The organism is Micromonospora sp. NPDC002717 (assembly GCF_040295705.1).
Taxonomy (GTDB): Bacteria; Actinomycetota; Actinomycetes; order Mycobacteriales; family Micromonosporaceae; genus Micromonospora.
The window spans coordinates 155,563-177,769 of sequence record NZ_JBEOVW010000003.1 but is presented as its reverse complement, the minus strand read 5'-3'; the positions used below and the strand labels follow the sequence as shown (position 1 = coordinate 177,769).

Below are 22,207 nucleotides of genomic sequence, written 5' to 3'. Positions count from 1 at the left end.
CTCGCTGTGGTGGTTCACTCAGCGTCCGAACGCGTGCTCGCCGGTCTGGATCCGGAGCAGCGGTCGGCGGTGACCGCCCCCGCCGGCCCCGTCTGCATCCTGGCCGGCGCCGGCACCGGCAAGACCCGGGCCGTCACCTCCCGGATCGCCCACCGGGCGCTGTCCGGGGAGATCTCGGCCCGGCACGTGCTGGCGGTGACCTTCACCGCCCGGGCCGCCGCCGAGATGCGGAGCCGGCTCGCCGTGCTCGGCGTGCCGGGGGTGCAGGCGCGGACCTTCCACGCGGCGGCGCTGCGTCAGGTGCGCTACTTCGCGCCCCGGCTGCTGGAGGGGCGGGCCATGCCCGAGCTGCTGGACAGCAAGGTCCGGCTGGTCACCCTCGCCGCGGCCAAGGCCGGCCTGCGCGCCGACCGGGCGGCGGCCCGGGACCTGGCCGGTGAGATCGAGTGGGCCAAGTCGTCGCTGGTGGAGCCGGGTGAGTACGTCGTCGCGGCGGCGAAGGCGCTGCGGGACACCCCGCACGAGCCGGCGAAGGTCGCCGACGTCTTCGCCGCGTACGAGCGCCTCAAGCGGTCCAACGGCGTGATCGACTTCGAGGACATGCTGCGTGCCGCGGTCTGGGGGATCGAGGAGCACCGGGACGTCGCCGAGCAGGTCCGCGCCCAGTACCGGCACTTCGTGGTCGACGAGTACCAGGACGTCAACCCGCTCCAGCAGCGGCTGCTGGAGGCGTGGCTGGGCGGCCGGGACGACCTGACCGTGGTCGGCGACGCCAGCCAGACGATCTACTCGTTCACCGGGGCCACGTCGTCCTACCTGGTCGACTTCCCGCGCCGGTACCGCGGGGCGACGGTGGTCCGGCTGGTCCGCGACTACCGCTCCACCCCGCAGGTCGTCGGGCTGGCCAACGCGGTGATCTCGCAGGCGCGGGGCGCCGAGGCGCGGCTGCGGCTGGAGCTGGTCGGCCAGCGCCCGCCCGGCCCCGAACCGGAGCTGCGGATCTTCACCGACGAGCCGGCCGAGGCCAACGCGGTCGCCGCCCGCTGCCGCGCGCTGGTCGACGCCGGCACCCCGGCGAAGGAGATCGCCGTGCTGTTCCGGACCAACGCGCAGTCCGAGGCGTACGAGAAGGCGCTGACCGAGGCGCGGGTGCCGTACGTGGTGCAGGGGGCGGAGCGGTTCTTCGAGCGGGCCGAGGTCCGGCAGGCGATGGTCGCGCTGCGGGCCGCCACCCGCGCGATCCCGGGGGAGACCCCGCTGCCGGCCGCCGTGGTCGAGGCGCTCGCGGCGGTCGGCTGGGCCCCCGACGCCGCCCCGGCCGGTGGCGCCGCCCGCGAGCGGTGGGAGGCGCTCGCCGCGCTGGTCCAGCTCGCCGAGGAGTACGCGGCCACCCCGGAGGTGCTGCCGATCGGGCCGGCCGCCTCCGTCGAGCGCCCGGTCACCCTGGCCGACTTCAACGACGAGCTGGCCCGGCGGGCCGCCGCCCAGCACGTGCCGACCGTCGACGGGGTGACCCTGGCGTCGCTGCACTCGGCGAAGGGGCTGGAGTGGGACGCGGTCTTCCTGGTCGGCCTCTCCGAGGGCACCCTGCCCACCACGTACGCCAAGACCGTCGAGCAGGTCGAGGAGGAACGCCGGCTGCTCTACGTCGGCATCACCCGGGCGCGGGAGTGGCTGTGGCTGTCGTACGCCTCGGCCCGTTCGCCGGGTGGGCGGGCCCGGCGGCCGTCGCGGTTCCTGCCGCAGCTGGACCGCTCGGGCGGCACGGAGCGGGCCGGCGCCGGCCCGGGGCGGCGGCCGGAGCGGCGACGGACCCAGATCGTGTCCTGCCGGATCTGCGGCGCCACCCTGCTCGCCGGGCCGGACCGCAAGCTCGGCCGCTGCCCCACCTGCCCCTCCGACATCGACGACGAGCTGCACGAACGGCTGCGCGAGTGGCGCCAGCGGGTGGCCGGCGGGCAGCGGGTTCCGGCCTATGTGGTCTTCACCGACGCCACGCTGGTCGCGCTGGCCGAGCGGCGTCCCGCCCGGGCGGAGGAACTGATCGCGATCGCCGGAATCGGGCCGCGCAAGCTCGGCCTCTACGGGGAGGCGGTGCTGGCGCTGGTGGCGGGCGCGGCGGTCGACGACGTCTGCCCGGAGAAAAACTTCGAAATCTCGTCGTAAATTCGTTTGCCCTCGCCCCCGGGCGAGGAATAGCCTCATGGCACACCTCGCGAGCGGCGCCATTCGGGCTGCTCACGAGGGGTCGAGACCGTGTCGGCACGAGAGAACGTCAGGGAGGTGGCACCAATGGAGATCTTCTACATCAACGAGCGTCCGGCGGCGCTGCCCGCTGCCGTCGTTCCGCTGTCGGCTGTCCGGGTGGCCCACGCCGCCACGCGACCGTCGGTTCCGCAGGTGCACCAGGTCGAGGCTCAGGCCGAGCTGATCCTCGCTCCCGCGCCGACCGGAATCCAGGGGACCAGTGGCTTCACGGGCAAGGGCGTCGATGTCGCCAACAAGCGCATGGACGTTCGCGGAGTTCCACCTCGAGGTAGACCAGTCTGATCCATCAGACCACCGGCTCACCTCGAGGCCGCGGAACCCGCTACCGGGATCCGCGGCCTCAGTTTTTTTGCCCGTCAAGTACGTCGGAAGTGCGATCCACGAGATCGAAAACGAGAGAGAGGTGACCGGGCGATGAGTCTGGCGTTGGCCCCGCTCGACGTGAGCGTCGAGGTGGAGGCGAACCTGCCCTGCCGGAAGTTCGACCCCGACCTGTGGTTCTCCGACTCGCCCGCCGAGCTCGAGCTGGCCAAGTCGCTCTGCGGGGACTGCCCGCTGCGCGTCGAGTGCCTGGCCGGCGCGGTGGAGCGGGCCGAGCCCTGGGGCGTCTGGGGCGGCGAGATCTTCGAGCGTGGCGCGGTCGTCCCGCGCAAGCGGCCCCGTGGTCGCCCGCGCAAGGAGGACCTCGCCCGCGACGCGGCGCTCCGGGTCGAGGCCGAGGCGCGGCTGGCGGCCAGTGGGCTGTCCGAGTCGCGCAACGCGGTCCGGCTGGCAGCCTGACATGAACCCGATCCGTCCCACCCACGCCGGTCTCGCACCGGCGACGAGAGAGCTGACCACCATGCTGAACGTTCTTAACGGAGTCGCCGAAATGCAACTACTTCACGAAGCGTTGTCCCGGGCTCGAATGCGCCGGCCTCAGGCCGGTCGTACCACCACGAGCACTGAGGCAACCCGTTCCGCCCGTACCGTCGCCATGAGCAGCCGTAACCGATCGGCGCGCGACCTGGGCGTTCTCTAGATCCACACTGATGCCCGAGGGGCGGTGGCCGGTTCGGCCACCGCCCCTCGGCGCGTTCCGTGCGTCGTCCCCCGGCGCGTGTCGGGCGTTGTCGCGTCGCGGCGACCGGTCAGGGGACCGGGGCGAAGCCCGGCAGCCAGCGCTCCAGGATGCCCCGGTAGGGCGCCTTCGCCTCCAACTGGCAGAGCACGCCGATCGACCCGAGCGTCACCCGGTGGATGAGCAGGTACGACGGCGGCAGGTTGAGCTGCCGGCTCAGTTGGTACGCGGGGGAGCGGGGGCTGGCCAGCCGGGTCGCCTCGGCGCGCAGCCAGGCCCGGCTGAACCGGAACTCCTCGGCCGCGATGGGCTCCAGCATCGGGCGGAGGAAGTCGAGCACCGCCTGGGCGTCGATCTCCTCGGTCGAGGCGATGAAGCCCTCGGACCGCAGGCCCGCCACCACCTCGTCGGCGTCGCCCCGCAGGGCCAACGCGGCGATCCGGCCGATCGGCTCGGGAGTGCCCTCCGGCATCCGGGCGACCGCGCCGAAGTCGATCACGCCGAGCCGCCCGTCCGCCAGCAGCCGGAAGTTGCCCGGGTGCGGGTCGGCGTGCAGCAGCCCGGCCCGCTGCGGCGCGGACAGGTGCAGGATGGCCATCAACCGGCCGGCCTCGTCGCGCTGCTCCTCGGTGCCCTCGCGGATGATGTCCGCCAGCGGGGTGCCCTCGACCCACTCGGTGACCAGGACCCGGGGCGACGCGGAGACCACCGCCGGGACGTAGATCTCCGGGTCGTCGGCGTACGCGGCGGCGAAGGCGCGCTGCGACTCGGCCTCCAGCTCGTAGTCGAGTTCCTCGGTGATCCGTTCCCGCAGCTCGACCAGGAGCGGCTTGACGTCCAGCCCGGGCTGGATCGCCCGGAACATCCCGCCCAGCCGGGAGAGCTGCTTGAGGTCGGCGAGCAGGGCGTCGCCCGCGCCCGGGTACTGGATCTTCACGGCGACCTCGCGGCTGTGCGGCGCACCCGACGGGCCGTAGCCCGGCTCCCGCCACACCGCCCGGTGCACCTGGCCGATGCTGGCCGCGGCGGCCGGCGCGTCGTCGAACTCCACGAACCGGTCCCGCCAGTCCGGGCCGAGCTGCTCGGTGAGCACCTTGTGCACGCTGGCCGCCGGCAGCGGCGGCGCGGCCTCCTGGAGCTTGGTCAGCGCCTGCCGGTAGGGGGCGGCGATCTCCTCGGGCAGGGCGGCCTCGAAGACCGACAGCGCCTGGCCGAACTTCATGGCACCGCCCTTGAGCTGCCCCAGCACGCTGAACAGCTGCTCGGCGGTGCGCTGCTGGATCTCGGCGGAGATCACGTCGGAGGCGAGCCCGGTGACGCGCTTACCCATGCCCAGAACGGTCCGACCGGCGAAGCCGAGCGGCAGAGCGGCGAGCTTGGCGGTCCGGGACACGGCCCGGCGCGGGATGTCGGTCACCCGGTCATTGTTACCGACGCGGGGGGCCTGCGGCTGCTCTGCCGCCGGGCTGGGTGGATGGACCCCGCCCTTCGGGGGCCCGCCGACCGGGCCCGGGGGCCCGCGGGACGGCCGTCGCCGCGTCCCCGCGCGGGCCACCGGCGTCCGCCGGGGCGGGCCACCGGCGGCGGTCACCGGCGTCCCCGCGCGCAGACGCAGGAGGGGTGCGGGGGCCACACCCGGCGGCGGAACCGGCCGGGCCCGGCGATCTCCACCGCGCAGCCGAGCGTCTCCGGGGCGCTCCCGTCGAGCTGGGCGAGTGCCTCCGCCGCCGCGTACGCCGCGGCCGCGAGGAGCGTCGCGGTGGCGCACGCCTGCTCCGCGCCGCCGGCGAGCTGGGCGGCCAGCGCCGGCCAGTCCGGGTCGAGGTCCGTCCGGTGCAGGTCGAGGCAGTTCAGGCAGGGGCCGGCGGGCGGGCGGACGAGCGGGCCGACCACGGGCACGCCCTCCCGGAGGGCGACCAGCAGGTGCGGCTGGCGGCGCCGGGCGTGCGCGGCGGCGAGCAGGGCGGCCGGGCGGTCCGCGCCGAGCAGGATGACCAGGTCGGCCCGACCGGGCCGGAGCGGACCCGTGCCGGTGCCCGGGGCGGCGTGCTCGACGGCGGCGCGTACCGCCGGGGCCAGCGGGCGGCCGATCGCGGCGGCCGGGATCCCGGTGCCGACCAGGTCCGCCGGGCGGACCGGGCCGGTCAGGTCCGGGTGCACGTGCCCGACCCCGGCCTGGGCCAGGGCGAGCGCGATCGGGGCGCCGAGGCGGCCGGCCCCGCTGACCACGACCCGGGCCGCCAGCCGGCGGCGTAGCACCTGGGCGGGCGTGCCGGGCAGCCGGGCGGCGACCAGCGCCAGCGCCCCGGCCTCGGCGGCGAGCCGGGCCCGGGACGGCCCGGCCAGGTCCCTCGGCAGCAGCGTGTGCGCGGGTACGACCAGGCCCGCGGCCCGCAGCGCGTCGAGCAGGGTGCGGGCCGCGTCGGGCGCCACCTCGGCGGTGACGGCCTGCTCCAGCACCAGCCGCTCGCTGCGGGTGCCGTCGAGCAGGTCGAGCAGCCGGGCCGCCCGGGGATCGGCGATCTCCAGCAGGACGGCGCGGCCCGGCTCGACGCCGAGCTGGAGGGTGTGCCGGTCCCGCCAGAGGCGGGTGAGGCCGGGCAGCAGCGTGGGGCGGGGGAGCGGGGCTCGACGCATGACAACGAATCGTGACCGCGTCCGTGCTGTCCGTCGATCGTTGTCCACAGGTGCGCGGGTCCCTGTCCAGCGCTGTCCACAGGACATTCCGCGATATCCACAACCGGCCGGTAACCATGTCGGCGAGCCGACAGTAGCGACGGGTGGGGGGAGCGTGGTGGCGCGCGACCGGCGCCGGGCAGAGCTCGGGCCGGGCCGTTCGGGTGGTGGCCCGCGACCCGGACCGGGCGCGGGGACGCCGGAGGGGGTGGCCGGCGGCCACCCCCTCCGAAGCTCCCGTACGGGTCAGACCTTCGCCTTGCCCAGGATGCGGTTCACTGTTGTGCCGCACACCGGACACTTGCCCTTGGCCATGTTCATCCCGGTCTTCGAGACCTCGACGCGTCCCTCGAAGTCCCGCTTCTCCTTGCACTTGACGCAGTAACCGTTGTAGGTCTGGGCCTGGTCGGCCACGGTGCCCTCCTCGTCTCGTCCGCCGGCCGATGCCGTCCCGGCGGGTTGCCCGGCGGCGGGCCACGCGGGCGCCGGCGCTGGGTCGTTCTCCCGCAGCCACCGTCGTGACCGCTGGTGCGCGGACCCTACCCAGGTCTGGGCGGTTCCATGTCAGCTGTGCTTCGCCACTGTGAGCAAGTCGACGTCGAGAGTGTGCATGGCGAATTACGTCTGATAAGTCAGTTTGGCGGGGACACGCCGACCGAACCCGGTCGAAAGCCCCCGTGCGGGGGCCCCGAGCTGCGCCCGGCCGGGTGATCACCTACGGTTGTGGTGCGTCGGCGCCCGCCCGTCATCGGTCGCCACGAAGGGTGACGACGGCGATTCCCGGCCACCCGTTCAAAGTTTTTTCGGGACTCTGCCGACCAATCATCATTTTCCGGGCGCGTGTCGTCGTGTTGACTCTTGCGGACCCCTGGTCAGTACGCATTAGCTTTCCTTCGTGGCAGGAATCCGAGGCTGCGCGGTCTGCTGATGGCAGGGGCGCGCAAGCCGGTCGTCGAAGTGCGGCGCAGCCAGCGCCGGCGACGGACGGTGTCCGCGTACCGCGACGGTGAGCGGGTCGTCGTCCTCATTCCGGACCAGTTCTCCCGGGCCGAGGAGAGCGAGTGGGTCGACCGGATGCTCGCCCGGCTGGCCGCCCGGGAGGGGCGACTCGCCCGGTCCGACGCCGAACTGCTCGCCCGGGCCACCCGACTGATCAGGCTCTATCTGGCCGAGCACGGCGCGCAGGCGGTGCCGACGAGCGTCCGCTGGGTGACCAACCAGAACGGCCGCTGGGGGTCCTGCACCCCCGCCGACGGCACGATCCGCATCTCGCACCGGGTCCAGGACATGCCGGACTGGGTGATCGACTACGTGCTCCTGCACGAGCTCGCGCACCTCATCGTGCCCAGCCACAACGCCCGGTTCTGGGCGCTCGTCGCGCGCTACCCGAAGACCGAGCGGGCGCGCGGCTATCTGGAGGGCGTCGCCGCGGTCGCCGGCGCCCCGCTGGCCGACTGACACCCGACGCCCGCGCCGTCGCCGGGCCGACCTGCTCCGCCCGCGCCGTCGGTGCCCCGTCGGCCGGCTCCCGCGCCGTCGCTCGTCACCGGGCGACGGGCTAGTGTCGCGGGGTGGCCCGACGTGTGGTGGTGGCGTTGCTCGGACCGGTGACCTGGTCGCCGCCCGGCATCGACCCGGTGGACTGGCGGGCCGCGCTCGCCGAGGACGTGGTCGACCTGTTCGCCACGCTCAACGAGGTCGAGACGGCGGTCGCCGTCACGCCGGAGGATCGCTGGCTGGCCGACGCGGTGGTCTGGCCGGACACGGCCGTCCACGAGGTGCCCGAGCCGACCCCGAACGCCGTCTTCGCCGCCCTCGCCGGCACCGGGTACGACCAGGTGGCGGTGGTCGCCGGGGACGCCCCCGACGTGCCGGGCCTGACCATCGGCAAGCTGCTCCGCCCGCTCACCACCCGACCGGTGGCGGTCGCGCCGGTCGAGGGCGACGGACCGGGGCTGCTCGGCGTGGCCGCGCGGCTGCCCGTGCCGACGTGGCTGCCGCCGCTGGACCTGGACACCGCGCGGCCCGCGGCCGTGCGTGCGGCGGCGCCGCGCCCCGGCGACCTGGCGGTCACCCCGGCGTGGCGTCGCCTGCGCGGACCGGCCGACCTGGCCTTCCTCGACCCGGCCGTGGAGGGCTGGGAGACCACCCGCGCGCTGCTCTCCGGCAGCGGTCGGCCCCGCTGACGGCACCGCAGGAGCCACGCGCGACCGCACCGTGGCGAGAGGCCGGGACCGGACCGCGCGAGGGGCGCCGACCGGACGCACCTTGGCCACCGCGACGAGGGGCCACGGCCGCACCGCGACGAGGGGCCACGGCACCGCGCGGGCGGCGCTGACCGTGCGGTGCCGCCCGACCCGGGCGGGTCGGGCGGCACCCGTCGGTGGTTACGGGGTCAGGGGCGGGCGTCGCCGCCCTCGGTGTCGTCCGGGCGCTGCTCCGGCTCGCCCGGGGCCTTCTCCTCCGGGCCACCAGGCGCGCTGAAGTCGAAGCTCTCCAGCTCGCTGAGGTCGAACTGGGCCATCGCGAAGGCCACCGGGTCGGCGAAGTCGGCGTCCGAGGGGAGCAGGTCGGGGTGGCCCCAGAGGGCGTCCCGGCCGGCGATGCCCCGGTGCTCGGTGAGTGCCGCCCAGAGCGCCGCCGCCTCGCGCAGCCGGCGCGGGCGCAGTTCCAGGCCGACGAGGGCCGCGAAGGTCTGCTCGGCCGGGCCACCGGCCGCCCGGCGCCGCCGGAACGCCTCGCCCAGGCTGACCACGCTGGGCAGCCGGCCGCCGGCCGCGCTGTCCACCACGTGGCAGACCCAGCCCTCCACCAGGGCCAGGGCGGTCTCCAGCCGGGCCAGGGACGCCTTCTGCGCCGGGCTGTCCTCCGGGGTGAAGATGCCCTCCAGCGCGATCGCCTGCATCGACTCCGGGTCGGTCGGGTCGACCCGCCCCATCGCCTCCTCGATCGCCTCCCGGTTGACCCGGATGCCCGCGGCGTACATCTCCACGGCGCTGAGCACGTGCCCGCGCAGCCACGGCACGTGCTGGAAGAGCCGCTGGTGGGCGGCCTCGCGCAGGGCCACGTAGAGGCGGACCTCGTCCTCCGGCAGCTCCAGGCCCTCGCCGTACGCCCGGATGTTGGCGGGGATCAGCGCGGCCGTGCCGGCCGGGCCGAGCGGCAGCCCGATGTCGCCGGCGGAGAGCACCTCCGCGGCGAGCGAGCCGAGCGCCTGGCCGAGCTGGCCGCCGAAGAGCGCGCCGCCGAGGGTGGCGACCATGGACTGCATCGGGCCGAGCTGGGCGCGCGCCTCCGGCGGCACCAGGTCGCCCATCGCGCCGACCATCCGGCTGGCCACCGGGTCGCAGAGCTTGCGCCAGACGTCGAGGGTCTTGAAGATCCACTCGTTGCGGTTCCAGGCCACCGAGGTCTGGATGCCCGAGGGCAGGGCGGACGCCGGCTCCAGCCAGAGGTCGGCGAGCCGCAGCGCCTCCTCCACCGCGTTGCGCTCGTAGGGCGAGACCGCCGGGTCACCGGCGGCGGCGAGCTGGCTGGCGGCCACCTGCCGGGCCAGGTCCCAGTTGACCGGCCCGCTGCCCGACGCGGAGAGCAGGTGCTGCAACTGCGACATGAACTGCTGCATCTGCGCGGGATCGTTGGGGTCTGGTGGTTGCCCACCCGGGAGCGCGAAACCGAACGGAATATCAGGCACGACGTCTACGGTACGCGCGCCGCGCCCCAGGTCGCCGCCGCTGGCGTTCCGCTGAGGGCGAAGTCGTGGTTCGCCCGCCGGGGCGTCCCACCCCGGTCGGTACGCTCTGCCGCATGAGACGTCGTGGCGTGACCGTCCTGCTCGGTGCTCTGCTCACCACCCTGCTCAGCATCGGCGTGCTCGGCGCGCCCATCCCGTACGTGGTGCTCGGCCCCGGGCCGACCGTGAACACGCTGGGCAAGGAGAACGGCAAGGAGGTCATCCAGATCAGCGGCCGGGAGACCTCCACGTCCGCCGGGCAGCTCCGGTTGACCACGGTCGGGGTGCAGCCCACGGTCAAGCTGCGCTCGGCGATCCAGGGCTGGTTCTCCGACGACGAGGCGGTCGTGCCGCGCGAGCTGGTCTACCCGCCCGGGGAGAGCCGCGAGGAGGTCGACGAGCGCAACGCCGAGGACTTCAAGGTCTCGCAGACCAGCGCGGAGACCGCGGCGCTGAGCGAGCTGGGGTACCCGGTCCAGGTGGTGGTCAAGACCGTGGCCGCCGACGGCCCGGCCGCCGGCGTGCTCAAGCCCGGCGACGTGGTGACCTCGGTGGACGGGCAGCCGGTGCCGCTTGCCGCCCGGCTCACCGAGCTGGTCCGGGCCAAGCCCGCCGGGACCGCGCTGGAGATCGGCTACACCCGGGGCGGCGCCGCCGCCACGGCGAAGGTGACCAGTCGGGAGCAGGACGGCCGGCCCCGCATCGGCATCGAGATCGAGCAGCAGCAGCCGCACCCGTTCACCCTCAACATCGACCTGGAGGACATCGGCGGGCCGAGCGCCGGCCTGATGTTCGCCCTCGGCATCGTGGACAAGCTGACCCCGGAGGACCTGACCGGCGGGAAGATCATCGCCGGCACCGGCACCATCGACGACGCCGGGCGGGTCGGTCCCATCGGCGGCATCGCGCAGAAGCTGGTGGGCGCGAAGGAGGCCGGCGCGGTGGCGTTCCTGGTGCCGGCGGACAACTGCGCCGAGGCCGTCCGCAACCCGCAGCCCGGGCTGCCGCTGCTGCGGGTCGGCTCGCTGGACGAGGCGCTGACCGCCCTGGAGACGCTGCGCGCCGGCGGACAGCCGACCCGCTGCTGACCGCCGCACGCGGCCGGTTCCGCCGCCGCCGACCCCGTCGCGTCAGGGAGCGCGCGCCGATCGGGTGCGCACCCGGTCGCCGCGACGAGCGCCGTCGGCCGGCGCGGGGCGGCTCCGCGTGGTCGCCACGTGACCTTGGACCGACACGTTCAGGAACACCCCGTACTCTGGGTGCCTGGTCGGAGCCGATCACATCGAGCGTGCGGAGCCAACAGTGGTCATGCGTAGCAGCAGCCCCCTGCCGAGGATGAGCCGACGCGGACGCGTCACGATCGGTGTGCTGGTCGGGGTGTTCGTGCTCTTCACCCTGCTCGGCTGGGGTGTCCAGGCGTGGACGGACTGGCTGTGGTTCGACGAGGTCCGCTACACGCAGGTCTTCACCGGCGTGCTGGCGACCCGGTTGCTGCTCTTCCTCGCCGTCGGCCTCGGCATGGCCGTGATCGTCGGCGGGAACCTCTGGCTGGCCCACCGGCTGCGCCCCCGGATGCGGCCACACTCGCCGGAGCAGGCCACCCTCGAGCGCTACCGGATGCTGCTGAGCCCCCGGCTCGGCCTGTGGATCGCGCTGGTCGCCGGCGTGGTCGGCCTCTTCGCCGGGCTGTCGGCGCAGAGCCGGTGGAACCAGTGGCTGCTCTTCCGCAACGGCGGGGACTTCGGCGTCGAGGACCCGGAGTTCGGGGTGGACATCGGCTTCTACGTCTTCCAGTTGCCGTTCTGGCGCTACCTGCTCGGGGTCGGCTTCACCGCGGTGGTGCTGTCCGTGGTCGGCGCGCTGGCCGTGCACTACATCTTCGGCGGCGTCCGGCTCCAGGGCGTCGGCGACCGGATGACCAACGCCGCCCGGGCCCACCTGAGCACGCTGGTCGCGGTCTTCGTCCTGCTCAAGGCCATCGCGTACGTGCTGGACCGGCGGGCGATGCTGCTGGAGTACAACGACGGCGCCAACGTCTACGGCGCCGGCTACGCCGACGTCAACGCGCTGCTGCCGGCCAAGGAGATCCTCGCGTACATCTCCATCGTGGTGGCCATCGCGATCATCGTCTTCTCCAACGCGTGGATGCGGAACCTGGTCTGGCCCGGCATCTCGCTCGCCCTGCTCGGCGTCTCCGCGGTCGCCATCGGCGGCATCTACCCCTGGGCGGTGCAGACCTTCGAGGTCAAGCCGAGCGCCAAGGAGAAGGAGGCGCCCTACATCGATCGCAGCATCAAGGCCACCCGGGCGGCGTTCGGGCTGGAGTCGGTGACCACCACGCCGTACGCGGCGAACAACCTGACCCCGCCGGCGAGCCTGGCCACGGACACCTCCGTGGTGCCGAACATCCGGCTGCTCGACCCGCAACTGGTCTCGGAGACCTACACCCAGCGCCAGCAGGTCCGGCAGTTCTACGACTTCGGCGAGAAGCTGGACGTCGACCGGTACGCGGTCAACGGCAAGGTGCAGGACTACGTGGTCGGCCTCCGCGAGGTCAACTACCGGCAGCTCACCCCCCAGCAGAACACCTGGATCAACCGGCACACCGTCTACACCCACGGCTACGGCCTCGTGGCGGCGCCGGGCAGCCGGGTGGTCTGCGGCGGCCAGCCGTTCTTCGTCTCCGGCTTCCTCGGCGACCCCCAGGAACAGCAGAAGCAGCAACAGGGCCAGGCGCAGACGAACGAGCAGTGTGCCGCGCAGACCGAGCAGATCCCGGCGAAGCAGCCCCGGATCTACTACGGCGAGCGGATGGACGAGGGCGACTACGCGATCGTCGGCCAGACCGACCCGGAGCGGAAGGCGGAGTTCGACCGCCCCGTCGGCGAGGGCGGCGAGTCCTACACCTACACCGGTGAGGGCGGCGTCGAGATCGGCTCGTTCACCCGCCGGCTGCTCTACGCGATCAAGGAGCAGGAGTCGAACTTCCTGCTCTCCGACGCGGTCAACGACAACTCGAAGCTGCTCTACGTGCGCAACCCGCGCGACCGGGTGGAGAAGGTCGCCCCGTTCCTGACCCTGGACGGCGACCCGTACCCGGCGGTGGTGGACGGCCGGATCCAGTGGATCATCGACGGCTACACCACGGCGGCGACCTACCCGTACGCCGAGCGGATCAACCTCCAGGAGCAGACGGCCGACGAGCTGACGGGGCGGGGCACGTTCCAGCTCGCCCGGGAGAACGTCAACTACATCCGCAACTCGGTCAAGGCCACCGTCGACGCGTACGACGGCACCGTCCGGCTCTACGAGTTCGACGAGACCGACCCGGTGCTCAAGGCGTGGAACAAGGCGTTCGGCGGCGACCTGGTGGTGCCGAAGTCGGAGACCCCGGTGGAACTGGCCGAGCACTTCCGCTACCCGTCCGACCTGTTCAAGGTGCAGCGCAACCTGCTGACCCGGTTCCACGTGACCGACCCCGGCGACTTCTACTCGGCGCAGGACTTCTGGCAGGTGCCGAACGTGCCGGACGCCCCCGACACCGGCCAGAAGCAGCCGCCGTACTACCTGTTCACGCAGTTCCCCGGCCAGGAGTCGCCACGCTTCCAGCTCACCTCGGCGGTCACCCCGAACGGCCGGGAGAACCTCGCCGCGCTGATCTCCGGGTCGTACGTGGACGGGCAGCCGAAGCTCGAGGTGCTCGACCTGCCCGACCAGACCCGGGTCTCCGGGCCGGTACAGGTGCACCAGTCGATGACCCAGAACGGCAACATCCGGCAGCAGCTCAACCTGCTCCAGTCCGCGCAGGCGCAGGTGCAGTACGGCAACCTGCTCTCCCTGCCGTTCGGCGACGGCATGCTCTACGTCGAGCCGGTCTACGTGAAGACCGCCGCGCAGAACGCGCCGCCGCTGTTGCAGCGGGTGCTGATGTCCTACGGCGACGGCGGCTCCTACGTGGTGCTGGCCAACAGCGTCGCCGACGGCATCAAGCAGCTCGTCGAGCAGGGCAAGCAGGCCGCCACCCCGGGCGCGCCGCCACCGCCCGGCGGCACGCCGCCGGGCGGCACCCCGCCGGGCGGCACGCCGCCCGCGCTGACCGGTGAGTTGGCCGAGGCGGCCAACCGGGTCCAGACCGCCATCACGGAGGTCCGGGCCGCGCAGGCGTCCGGCGACTTCGAGCGGTACGGGCGCGCGCTGAAGGCGCTGGACGAGGCGCTCACCGCCTTCCAGCAGGCCCAGCGGGCGGCGACCGCCCCGACGCCCGGTGCCACGCCCAGCGGCAGCCCGCCGGCGTCCCCGGCGGCCAGCGGCAGCGCCGCACCGACACCGACGCCGAGCGGCTGACCAGGCAATCCGCCGCAGCGCCCCCGGCCCGCGGACCGATCCGGTCCCCGGCGCCGGGGGCGCTGTCGCTTTCCCGACCGGCGGCCGGACCCCCGCAACCCGCCCCCTCCTGACGCCGTCTTCCCTGCAAGAGGCGGGAACGGCCGGGGGAGCGTGGTCGGGAGATGAGGGACGCAACAAGCTTCGACGAGTTCTACCGGAGCACCTCGCGGCGGATGCTCCGCTACGGCTACGCGGTGGTGGGCGACCACACCGAGGCGCAGGACCTCGTGCAGGAGGCGTACGCCCGGGCCTGGCGGCAGTGGGGCCGGCTGACCACCCACCCGGCGCCGGAGGCCTGGCTGCGGCTCGTGGTCGCGCGGCTGGCCACCGACCGGTGGCGCCGGCTGCGCGGCTGGCGCGCGATGCTGAGCCGTACGGGGCCGCCGGAGCAGGTGCCGCCGCCGGGCGAGGAGGGCGTGCTGCTGGTGGGCGCGCTGCGCCAACTGCCGGCCGCCCAGCGGCAGGCGCTCGCCCTGCACTACCTCTTCGACATGTCGGTGCAGGACATCGCCCGGGAGACGCAGGTGCCCACCGGCACCGTGAAGTCCTGGTTGGCGCGGGGGCGGGCCCGGCTGGCCACGCTGCTGCCCGACCTGTCCGTCGAGGATCTGGAGGCGAACGATGTCGCGTGAACTGTCCGATCTCTACCGGTCGCTCGCCGAGGACGCCGACGGCCGCACCCTGGCCGCCCCTCAGCAGGTGCGACGGCGCGCGGACCGGCGGGCCCGGGTCCGGATCACCGGTGCCGCGCTCGCGACGGCACTGCTGGTCGGTGGGCTGGCGACCGGCACCCGGCTGGTGCTGGCCGGGGACGCCACCCCCCTCCCGCCGCCCGCCGGCACCCCGGCACCGCCGGCGCCCACTCCGTCGTCGGCGGCGACGGGCACGCCGACCGGCGCGCCGTCGGTGACGGGCACGCCCCCGACGCGGGGCACGCCCGCGACGACGCCGGGGAGCACCGGCGCCGCGCCGCCGCGTACGCCCACCTCGGTCCCGGACCGGGCCTTCTTCGTCCAGGCGGCCGCGAACCGGACGGGCATCGACCCGGTCTTCCGCGACACCGCGGCGCTGCCGGGGCTCTGCGACGCCCGGTACGGCAGCGACGCCGGGATCGTGCAGCGCCGCACCCGGAACCTCGCCTACAAGCTGCCCCAGACCCCGCAGGGGTACGTCCCCGACGGCAGCTACGCGCACAGCGTCACCGTCTACCGTCCGGGCCGGGCCGACGACTTCCTGCGCGAGCTGCGGGCGGCGGTGCGAGCCTGCCCCGAGCAGCCGGGCGTGAGCGGCGGCAACCCGTCGACGTCCCGGGTGCGGCTGCTGGCCGACGGCGGATTCGGCGACGACTCGGTGCTGTTCGAGATCCGGACGCCGGGTCGGGACGTCGAGGGCGAGCCGACGGGCGGCGAGGAGGTCCGGCTGATCCGGGCGATCCGGGTAGGGGACGTGGTGACCGTGCTCTGGGAGCAGGGCTGGGAGGGCACCTCCGCCGAGCGGTCCCAGGTCGACGCCGACAGCCGGCGGGCGGTCGACGCGATCGAGGACTGGCTGGGTTGAGCCGTACGGCGGTCCGGGCGGCGGCGCGCGGCCCGGACCGCCCCGCTCGGGGGTCGTTTTGCGGTGGCCGGGGGTGGTGAGATACGGTGTACGAGCCGACGCGGGGTGGAGCAGCTCGGTAGCTCGCTGGGCTCATAACCCAGAGGTCGCAGGTTCAAATCCTGTCCCCGCTACCACGTCGGAACGGCCCCGAGGGAGATCCTCGGGGCCGTTCCGCGTTTTCGGGCAGGAACCGGGCTCTGGGCCGTGCCGCCGGCGACGGACGCGACCCGGAGTCCCCGCCAGTCTTGGGCCCCGGGTCACGCGTCCGCGGCTGCCTCGGTGACGCGGCCGGGAGGGGAATCCGGGCGGGATCGGGGGCCCGCTGATCATCGGGGCGAGGGATGCGATAGAGTTAACGAGCCGACGCGGGGTGGAGCAGCTCGGTAGCTCGCTGGGCTCATAACCCAGAGGTCGCAGGTTCAAATCCTGTCCCCGCTACTCTCGCGGAAGACCCCGGAGATTATCTCCGGGGTCTTCCGGCGTTTCCGGGGTCTTTCGGCATCTCGGGGGTCTTTCGGCGTCTCCGGGCCCGACCGCGCCGGTCCGGATCCTGCCGGCGGGTTGCCCGCGACCGGCGTGCCAGGGTTGCGGTTGTCGGCGAGGATGTCAGCATGTCTTCCTTCGGTAAGTGGTGGGGCCGGCTCAGCGCGGTCCTCGGTGCCGTCGTGCTGTCGGTGTTCGTGCCCGTCGCGGCCTGGGCGTCCACCGGCACGGGTGAGCTGGTGGTGGAGGCCGCGCGGCGACGCCGCAGTGGCGGCTTCGGCTTCCTCAGCCTGCTCTGCTGCCTCGTCGTGGTCGCCGTGATCGTCTTCCTGGTGCTGCGGATGATGCGCAACCGGCGCGGCGGCCCGCCGCGCTGAGCCGGCGGGTCGGCGCCTGCCGGACGGCCGCTATCCGGCCAGGGCGGCTTCCGCCCTGGCCATGAAGCGCGACGTCGCCGCCCGGCTGCCGGCCGCCCCGCTGCGGATGCTCTCGGCGGCCTCCAGCAGCAGCGCGCGCACCCGGGGATGGCCCTGCGGTGGCGGGCTGGGCGCCGGTCCCAACCGGTCGTCCAGCGCGGTGCCGAACGCCGCCGCGCGCTTCTGCGCCGGGTCGGTGATGCTGCCCTCCACGTAGCGGCGGACGGCGAGGCTGGGGCTGAGCCCCCGTTCGTGACCGAGCACCGTGCCCACCTCGCCGTTGCCGGTCAGGAAGTTGATCACGTCCGCCACCACGGCGGGCTGCCGCGTGCCGCGGAAGCCCGCCCAGAACATCGACGCCCGCGCCCACTGCGCCTCCGGCGGGCCGGGCAGGGCGGCCAGGCCGAGCTCGGCGCCGGTGAGCCGCTGGAGCTCCGGAAGCTGGTGCGACCAGGCGAAGGAGGCGGCCGCGGCGCCGGTGACCACCAGCTGCCGGGCCGGTTCGCCGCTGTCGGCCTGCTCGACCAGGGCGGCACTTGGGGTGGCCCGGTCGGACCGGGCGCGCCGCCACAGCTCGAACCACTCGACCAGCGCGTCGGCGTCGAAGCCGAGCTGCCGGCCCCGGTAGAACTCACCGCCCTGGCCGCGCAGCCAGTGCCAGAAGGCGCGATAGTCGCCGGAGGCGTCCATCGTGCCGGCCACCCGGCCCTCGCTGGCCAGGGTGACCCGCCGCGCCCAGGCGACGTACTCCGGCCAGGTCATCCCGTCGCCCGGCTCGGGCACGCCCAGCCGGCGCAGCAGCGTGCGGTTGTGGACCAGCGCGGCTGCGGTCTGCCCCGCCGCGACGCCCACCGTCCGCCCGTCGACCTGCCCGTAACGGACCAGGCCCGGCGGCAGGCTCCGCAGGTCCAGCCGGTGGTCGGCGACGTACCCGGTGAGGTCCAGGACGATCTCGCGGCGGGCGTACTCGGCGAGCATGCTGTCGTCGACCTGGATCAGGTCGGGCACGTTGCCGCCCGCGGCCTGGGTGGCCAGCCGGTCGTAGTAGCCGTCGACGCCCTGCCAGGTGATCCGGAAGCCGACGTGGGGGTTGCGGTCCGTGTAGAGCCGCAGCACCCGCTCGGTGAGCGCGGCCCGCTTCGGTCCGCCGTACCAGAAGACCGACAGCTCGACCGGGCCGCTCTCCGTCGGGGCCGCCTGCTCCTCGCTGCACCCGGTGAGCCCGCCGGTGGCGAGCACCGGCGCCCCCAGCAGCGCGGCGAGCACCCGCCGCCGGCCCGGGTCCGCCCCGTGACGGGGCAGCGGGGAGCGGACAGCGGGCACGGAGTCTCCTGGGACCGGATGGGCGGGGCGGCCGGATCATTCACGCAGGCGGTGCGGGAGGGTGTCAACGTCCGTCCGGCCACACCGCCGCACCCGCTGTCGTCGGCATCGATGCCGTCCGCCACCGCCGGAGGCCGTACGCAGGTCGCGTGGTGTACTAGGCCGCGTGGAACTTCTGCACTCGGGCAAGGTACGGGACGTCTACGCCGACGGCGACGACCTGATCCTGGTCGCCTCCGACCGCATCTCGATCTACGACGTGGTGCTGCCGACGCCGATCCCCGACAAGGGCAAGTTGCTCACCGCGCTGTCCCTGTGGTGGTTCGAGCAGCTCTCCGACCTGGTGCCGAACCACGTCATCTCCGCCACCGACGTGCCGGCCGAGTTCGCCGGCCGGGCGATCCGCTGCCGGCGGCTGGAGATGGTGCCCGTGGAGTGCGTCGCCCGGGGCTACCTGACCGGCGGCGGCCTCAAGGAGTACCAGCGCACCGGTGCCGTCTCCGGCGTGGAGCTGCCGCGCGGCCTGGTCGAGGCGTCCATCCTGCCCGAGCCGATCTTCACCCCGTCGACCAAGGCGCCGGTGGGGGAGCACGACGAGCCGATCACCTTCGCCGAGGTGGTGGACAAGGTCGGCGCCGAGACCGCCGAGCGGCTGCGCCGGATCACCATCGACCTCTACCGCCGGGGCGCCGAGCTGGCCGCCGACCGGGGCATCCTGGTCGCCGACACCAAGATCGAGCTGGGCTGGGCGCCGGACGGCACCCTGACAATCGGCGACGAGCTGCTCACCTCCGACTCGTCCCGGTTCTGGCCGGCCGAGTCGTACCAGCCGGGCCGGGCGCAGTTCTCCTACGACAAGCAGTACGTCCGGGACTGGGCCGTGGAGAGCGGCTGGGACAAGCAGGCCCCGGCGCCCGAGGTGCCGGCCGAGGTGGTCGAGGCGACCCGGGCCCGCTACGTCGACGTCTACGAGAAGCTCACCGGCAACCGCTGGGGCTGATTTCCCGACCGGTGCAGCACCTCGGCCACCCCACGGACTTTCCTGGGGCGGAGGTGCCATGCAGCCGACGTTCGAGGAGTTCGTGACCGCCCGCGGGGGAGCCCTGCTGCGGTTCGCGCTGATGCTCACCGGGGACCGGCACCAGGCCGAGGACCTGGTGCAGTCGGTGCTGGCCAAGGCGTACGTGCGGTGGGCGCGGGTGGCCGGGATGAGCCGGCCCGAGGCGTACCTCAAGCAGGTCCTGGTCAACGAGAACCTGCGCTGGTGGCGGCGGCTCTCCTCGCGCGAGTTGCCGGTCGCCGCCCCCGCTGACGGGGCGGCCGGCCCGGACGACGCCGGCAGCCACGCGGCGCGCGACGCCGCCTGGGCGCTGCTGCGCCGGCTGCCGCGCCGCCAGCGGGCGGTGCTGGTGCTGCGCTACTACGAGGACCTCTCCGACACCCAGATCGCCGAGGTCCTCGGCTGCGCCCCGGCCACCGTGCGGTCGCAGGCTGCCCGGGCCCTCGCCACGCTCCGGGCCACGGTGCCCACGATCGATCGGGAGGCGCTGCCATGAGCCGGTACGACGTCGAGACGCTGCTCCGGGACACCTTCCTCAGCCACGAGGCCGAGGCCGAGGAGGGCGGCGGGGACCTGGCCGGGGCGGTACGGGCGCGGGTGGCCCGGCGACGTCGCCGGGCCCGGGTGGCGGGGACCGGGGCGGCGGCCGTGGCGGTGCTCGTCACCGTGGGGGTGGTTCCGGCGCTGACCGGCGACCGCCCGGCCCGGCCCCCGGCGGTCGACACGGCGGCGCAGGACCGGGCGGCGACCGCCGACTGGCGCTGGGAGAGCTCCCTCGGCGCGGAGATCCGGGTGCCGGCGCACTGGACGGTCAACGACTCCGGCTGCGGGATGACCGACGCGCCGAGCGTGGTGCGGGCCAAACACCTGGAGCGCGCTTGTGCGACTCCGGAGCCGGTGGACAAGGAGATCGCCGTCATCGACCAGTGGCCGATGGAACCGAGTCAGCCCGGCGGTGCCGGGTTCGTCCAGCGGGCGGTCGACGTGGGTGGGGTGCTCGCCGTGCGCGCGGAGGGGCGGCTGCCCGACGGGCGGTTCGCTGGCACCGTGACCGTGCCCGGGCAGCAGGTCGCGGTGACCGTGCGGACCCGGGACGAGGCCACCACCCGGCGGATCCTCGACAGCTTCCGACTGGTGGAGACCGACCACGCCGGTTGCTCCACCCGTCTCCTGCCGGTCGCCCCCGCGCCGCTGCCCGGGCAGGAGTCGCCGGGCCGGCCGACGGCGCAGACCACGGAGGATCGGAAGCGCACACCCTTCGTGCCGGGCGATCCGTCCTCGATCTCCATCTGCTCCTACGGATCGCTGGACCCGTACCGGGAGCGCCGCGGCCGGCTCGATGCGTCGGCCCGGCTCACCGGTGCCGAGGCAACAGCGCTCGCCGCCGCGCTGAACGCCGCCCGTCCCGGGGGAAACCCCGCGCCCCCCGGTCTGGCCTGTGCCCCGCCGGACCCGGTCGGTTACGAGGCCCTGCTCCTGGTGCGGCACCAGGGCGACGAGGTGCGGGTACGGGTCAACTGGAACGGCTGCACGCGGGGGCTGGACAACGGGGCGAGCCGGGCCCAACTGACCATGTCGCTGCTCGCGAGCGTCATGCGGCCGGTGAAGACGGGCTACTCCCTCTCCCACGACCTGCCGAGGTGACCGGGCGGCGCGCCGAGACGAGCCCGGTCCGTGTCGTCAGTCGACCCAGTCGAGGGTGCGCTCGACGGCCTTGCGCCAGTTGCGCAGCTCGCGCTCGCGGTGGGCCGCATCCATGGTCGGCTCCCACTGCGCGTCGGAGCGCCACTTGGCGCGCAGCGTCGCCAGGTCCGGCCAGAAGCCGACCGCCAGGCCGGCCGCGTACGCGGCGCCGAGGCAGGTGGTCTCGGTGATCCGGGAGCGGACCACCGGCACGTCGAGCACGTCGGCGAGGAACTGCATCAGCAGCCCGTTGGCGGTCATGCCGCCGTCGACCCGGAGCCGGCGCAGCGCCACGTCGGAGTCGGCGTTCATCGCGTCGACCACCTCGCGGGTCTGCCACGCCGACGCCTCCAGCACGGCCCGGGCCAGGTGCCCCTTGGTGATGTAGCCGGTCAGCCCGGCGATCACCCCGCGCGCGTCGCTGCGCCAGTGCGGGGCGAACAACCCGGAGAAGGCCGGTACGACGTAGCAGCCGCCGTTGTCGTCGACGGTGCCCGCCAGCTCCTCCACCTCACCGGCGGTGGAGATCAGCCCGAGGTTGTCCCGCAGCCACTGCACCAGCGAGCCGGTGACCGCGATCGCCCCCTCCAGCGCGTACGCGGCGGGCTGGCCGTCGATGCGGTAGGCGACCGTGGTGAGCAGGCCGTGGGCGGAGGGGACCGGGCTGGCGCCGGTGTTGAGCAGCAGGAAGCTGCCGGTGCCGTAGGTGCACTTCGCCTCGCCCGGCTGGAAACAGGTCTGCCCGAACAGGGCGGCCTGCTGGTCGCCGAGCGCGCTGGCCACCGGCACCCCGGCCAGCACCCCGGTCGCCTCCCCGTAGACCTCGGCGGAGCTGCGGATCTCCGGCAGCACGGCGGCCGGCACGCCCATCGCGTCGAGCAGCTCCGGGCTCCAGTCGAGGGTGGTCAGGTCCATCAGCATGGTGCGGCTGGCGTTGGTCACGTCGGTCACGTGCCGGCCGGTCAGCTTCCAGACCAGCCAGCTGTCCATCGTGCCGAAGAGCACCTCGCCGGCCTCGGCGCGCTCGCGCAGCCCGTCGACGTGGTCCAGCAGCCAGCGCAGCTTCGGCCCGGCGAAGTAGGTGGCAAGCGGCAGGCCGGTGCGGGAGCGGAACCACTCCTCGCCGTACGCCTGCGCCAGCTCGTGCAGCAGCGGCCCGGTGCGGGTGTCCTGCCAGACGATCGCGTTGGCCACCGGCCGCCCGGTGGCCCGGTCCCAGACGAGGGTGGTCTCCCGCTGGTTGGTGATGCCCACGGCGGCGAGCCCGGCGGCGTCGGTCCCGGCGGCCCGCAACGCCTCCCGGACCACCAGCTCCACGTTGTCCCAGATCTCCTCGGCGTCGTGCTCCACCCAGCCGGGTCGGGGGAAGACCTGCCGGTGCTCCCGCTGCGCCACGGAGACGATCTCCCCGGCCTGGTCGAAGACGATGCACCGCGAGGAGGTGGTGCCCTGGTCGATGGCGGCGACGTACTGGGGGGTCACGGCAGCACCGTACCCGGACCGGCCGCGCTCCGCCGACC

19 protein-coding genes and 2 tRNA genes are annotated in these 22,207 nt (G+C 74.1%); 15 read left to right on the top strand and 6 right to left on the bottom strand.

Going from position 1 to position 22,207, the window contains the following annotated elements; genetic code table 11:
- Positions 1 to 6: 6 nt before the first annotated feature.
- The 3 genes from ABT006_RS07255 to ABT006_RS07245 all read left to right on the top strand — a co-directional run bounded on the left by ABT006_RS07255 (position 7) and on the right by ABT006_RS07245 (position 3,048).
- Positions 7 to 2,166, top strand: a complete 2,160-nt coding sequence (locus ABT006_RS07255; RefSeq protein ID WP_350703835.1) for an ATP-dependent DNA helicase UvrD2 — start codon at positions 7 to 9, stop codon at positions 2,164 to 2,166.
- Between the two features lie 126 nt (positions 2,167 to 2,292).
- Positions 2,293 to 2,550 (top strand): hypothetical protein, encoded by a 258-nt coding sequence (locus ABT006_RS07250; protein WP_350703833.1) that lies wholly within the window; start codon positions 2,293 to 2,295, stop codon positions 2,548 to 2,550.
- 132 nt (positions 2,551 to 2,682) lie between these two features.
- The gene (locus ABT006_RS07245) at positions 2,683 to 3,048 is read left to right on the top strand and encodes a WhiB family transcriptional regulator (RefSeq protein WP_350682265.1); all 366 of its coding nucleotides are present in this window, start codon (positions 2,683 to 2,685) and stop codon (positions 3,046 to 3,048) included.
- A 350-nt stretch (positions 3,049 to 3,398) separates the two neighbouring features.
- On the opposite strand, the gene ABT006_RS07240 is transcribed toward ABT006_RS07245, so the two are convergent.
- The 3 genes from ABT006_RS07240 to ABT006_RS07230 all read right to left on the bottom strand — a co-directional run bounded on the left by ABT006_RS07240 (position 3,399) and on the right by ABT006_RS07230 (position 6,418).
- A complete protein-coding gene (locus ABT006_RS07240; protein WP_350703831.1) occupies positions 3,399 to 4,745 on the bottom strand; it encodes an ABC1 kinase family protein in 1,347 nt (448 codons plus the stop codon).
- 170 nt (positions 4,746 to 4,915) lie between these two features.
- On the bottom strand, positions 4,916 to 5,965 hold the full coding sequence (locus tag ABT006_RS07235; RefSeq protein ID WP_350703829.1) for a ubiquitin-activating E1 family protein: 1,050 nt from the start codon (positions 5,963 to 5,965) through the stop codon (positions 4,916 to 4,918).
- A 285-nt stretch (positions 5,966 to 6,250) separates the two neighbouring features.
- The gene (locus tag ABT006_RS07230; RefSeq protein ID WP_012014940.1) at positions 6,251 to 6,418 is read right to left on the bottom strand and encodes a DUF5679 domain-containing protein; all 168 of its coding nucleotides are present in this window, start codon (positions 6,416 to 6,418) and stop codon (positions 6,251 to 6,253) included.
- 513 nt (positions 6,419 to 6,931) lie between these two features.
- On the opposite strand from ABT006_RS07230, the gene ABT006_RS07225 reads away from it, so the two are divergent.
- Together ABT006_RS07225 and ABT006_RS07220 are read left to right on the top strand one after the other, a co-directional pair.
- Positions 6,932 to 7,462, top strand: coding sequence for a M48 metallopeptidase family protein (locus tag ABT006_RS07225; RefSeq protein WP_350703827.1), 531 nt, complete (start codon positions 6,932 to 6,934; stop codon positions 7,460 to 7,462).
- Between the two features lie 113 nt (positions 7,463 to 7,575).
- Positions 7,576 to 8,190, top strand: a complete 615-nt coding sequence (locus ABT006_RS07220; protein ID WP_350703826.1) for a hypothetical protein — start codon at positions 7,576 to 7,578, stop codon at positions 8,188 to 8,190.
- A 209-nt stretch (positions 8,191 to 8,399) separates the two neighbouring features.
- On the opposite strand, the gene ABT006_RS07215 is transcribed toward ABT006_RS07220, so the two are convergent.
- Positions 8,400 to 9,698 carry a zinc-dependent metalloprotease gene (locus ABT006_RS07215; RefSeq protein ID WP_350703824.1) on the bottom strand — a complete coding sequence of 433 codons (1,299 nt, stop codon included), beginning with the start codon at positions 9,696 to 9,698 and terminating at the stop codon, positions 8,400 to 8,402.
- A 113-nt stretch (positions 9,699 to 9,811) separates the two neighbouring features.
- On the opposite strand from ABT006_RS07215, the gene ABT006_RS07210 reads away from it, so the two are divergent.
- The 7 genes from ABT006_RS07210 (at position 9,812) to ABT006_RS07180 (ending at position 16,582) form a co-directional block, all read left to right on the top strand.
- Positions 9,812 to 10,825, top strand: a complete 1,014-nt coding sequence (locus tag ABT006_RS07210) for a YlbL family protein (RefSeq protein ID WP_350703822.1) — start codon at positions 9,812 to 9,814, stop codon at positions 10,823 to 10,825.
- 220 nt (positions 10,826 to 11,045) lie between these two features.
- Positions 11,046 to 14,081: a UPF0182 family membrane protein gene (locus tag ABT006_RS07205; RefSeq protein WP_350703820.1), complete on the top strand. Its 3,036-nt coding sequence runs from the start codon at positions 11,046 to 11,048 to the stop codon at positions 14,079 to 14,081.
- A 164-nt stretch (positions 14,082 to 14,245) separates the two neighbouring features.
- Entirely contained in the window at positions 14,246 to 14,755 is a 510-nt protein-coding gene (locus tag ABT006_RS07200) for a SigE family RNA polymerase sigma factor (protein WP_350703819.1), read from the top strand.
- Positions 14,745 to 15,680: a superantigen-like protein SSL4 gene (locus ABT006_RS07195; protein WP_350703817.1), complete on the top strand. Its 936-nt coding sequence runs from the start codon at positions 14,745 to 14,747 to the stop codon at positions 15,678 to 15,680. Before ABT006_RS07200 ends, ABT006_RS07195 begins: the two co-directional genes overlap by 11 nt.
- Positions 15,681 to 15,779: 99 nt before the next feature.
- Positions 15,780 to 15,856 (top strand) — tRNA-Met (locus ABT006_RS07190).
- Between the two features lie 230 nt (positions 15,857 to 16,086).
- Positions 16,087 to 16,160, top strand: a tRNA-Met gene (locus ABT006_RS07185).
- Between the two features lie 173 nt (positions 16,161 to 16,333).
- On the top strand, positions 16,334 to 16,582 hold the full coding sequence (locus ABT006_RS07180; RefSeq protein WP_350703815.1) for a hypothetical protein: 249 nt from the start codon (positions 16,334 to 16,336) through the stop codon (positions 16,580 to 16,582).
- Positions 16,583 to 16,612: 30 nt separating this feature from the next.
- Here ABT006_RS07180 and ABT006_RS07175 read toward each other — a convergent pair whose 3' ends face one another.
- On the bottom strand, positions 16,613 to 17,944 hold the full coding sequence (locus tag ABT006_RS07175) for an ABC transporter substrate-binding protein (protein ID WP_350703813.1): 1,332 nt from the start codon (positions 17,942 to 17,944) through the stop codon (positions 16,613 to 16,615).
- Between the two features lie 166 nt (positions 17,945 to 18,110).
- Here ABT006_RS07175 and ABT006_RS07170 point away from each other — a divergent pair, with 166 nt between their 5' ends.
- The 3 genes from ABT006_RS07170 to ABT006_RS07160 are packed head-to-tail and all read left to right on the top strand — an operon-like array spanning position 18,111 to position 20,648.
- Positions 18,111 to 18,944, top strand: a complete 834-nt coding sequence (locus ABT006_RS07170; protein WP_350703811.1) for a phosphoribosylaminoimidazolesuccinocarboxamide synthase — start codon at positions 18,111 to 18,113, stop codon at positions 18,942 to 18,944.
- A 58-nt stretch (positions 18,945 to 19,002) separates the two neighbouring features.
- Entirely contained in the window at positions 19,003 to 19,500 is a 498-nt protein-coding gene (locus tag ABT006_RS07165) for a SigE family RNA polymerase sigma factor (protein WP_350703809.1), read from the top strand.
- Complete coding sequence (locus ABT006_RS07160; RefSeq protein WP_350703807.1) at positions 19,497 to 20,648, top strand: hypothetical protein; 1,152 nt, start codon at positions 19,497 to 19,499, stop codon at positions 20,646 to 20,648. The genes ABT006_RS07165 and ABT006_RS07160 overlap by 4 nt, the downstream gene beginning before the upstream one ends.
- Before the next feature lie 36 nt (positions 20,649 to 20,684).
- On the opposite strand, the gene glpK is transcribed toward ABT006_RS07160, so the two are convergent.
- Positions 20,685 to 22,169: a glycerol kinase GlpK gene (glpK, locus tag ABT006_RS07155; RefSeq protein WP_350703805.1), complete on the bottom strand. Its 1,485-nt coding sequence runs from the start codon at positions 22,167 to 22,169 to the stop codon at positions 20,685 to 20,687.
- Between the last annotated feature and the right edge of the window lie 38 nt (positions 22,170 to 22,207).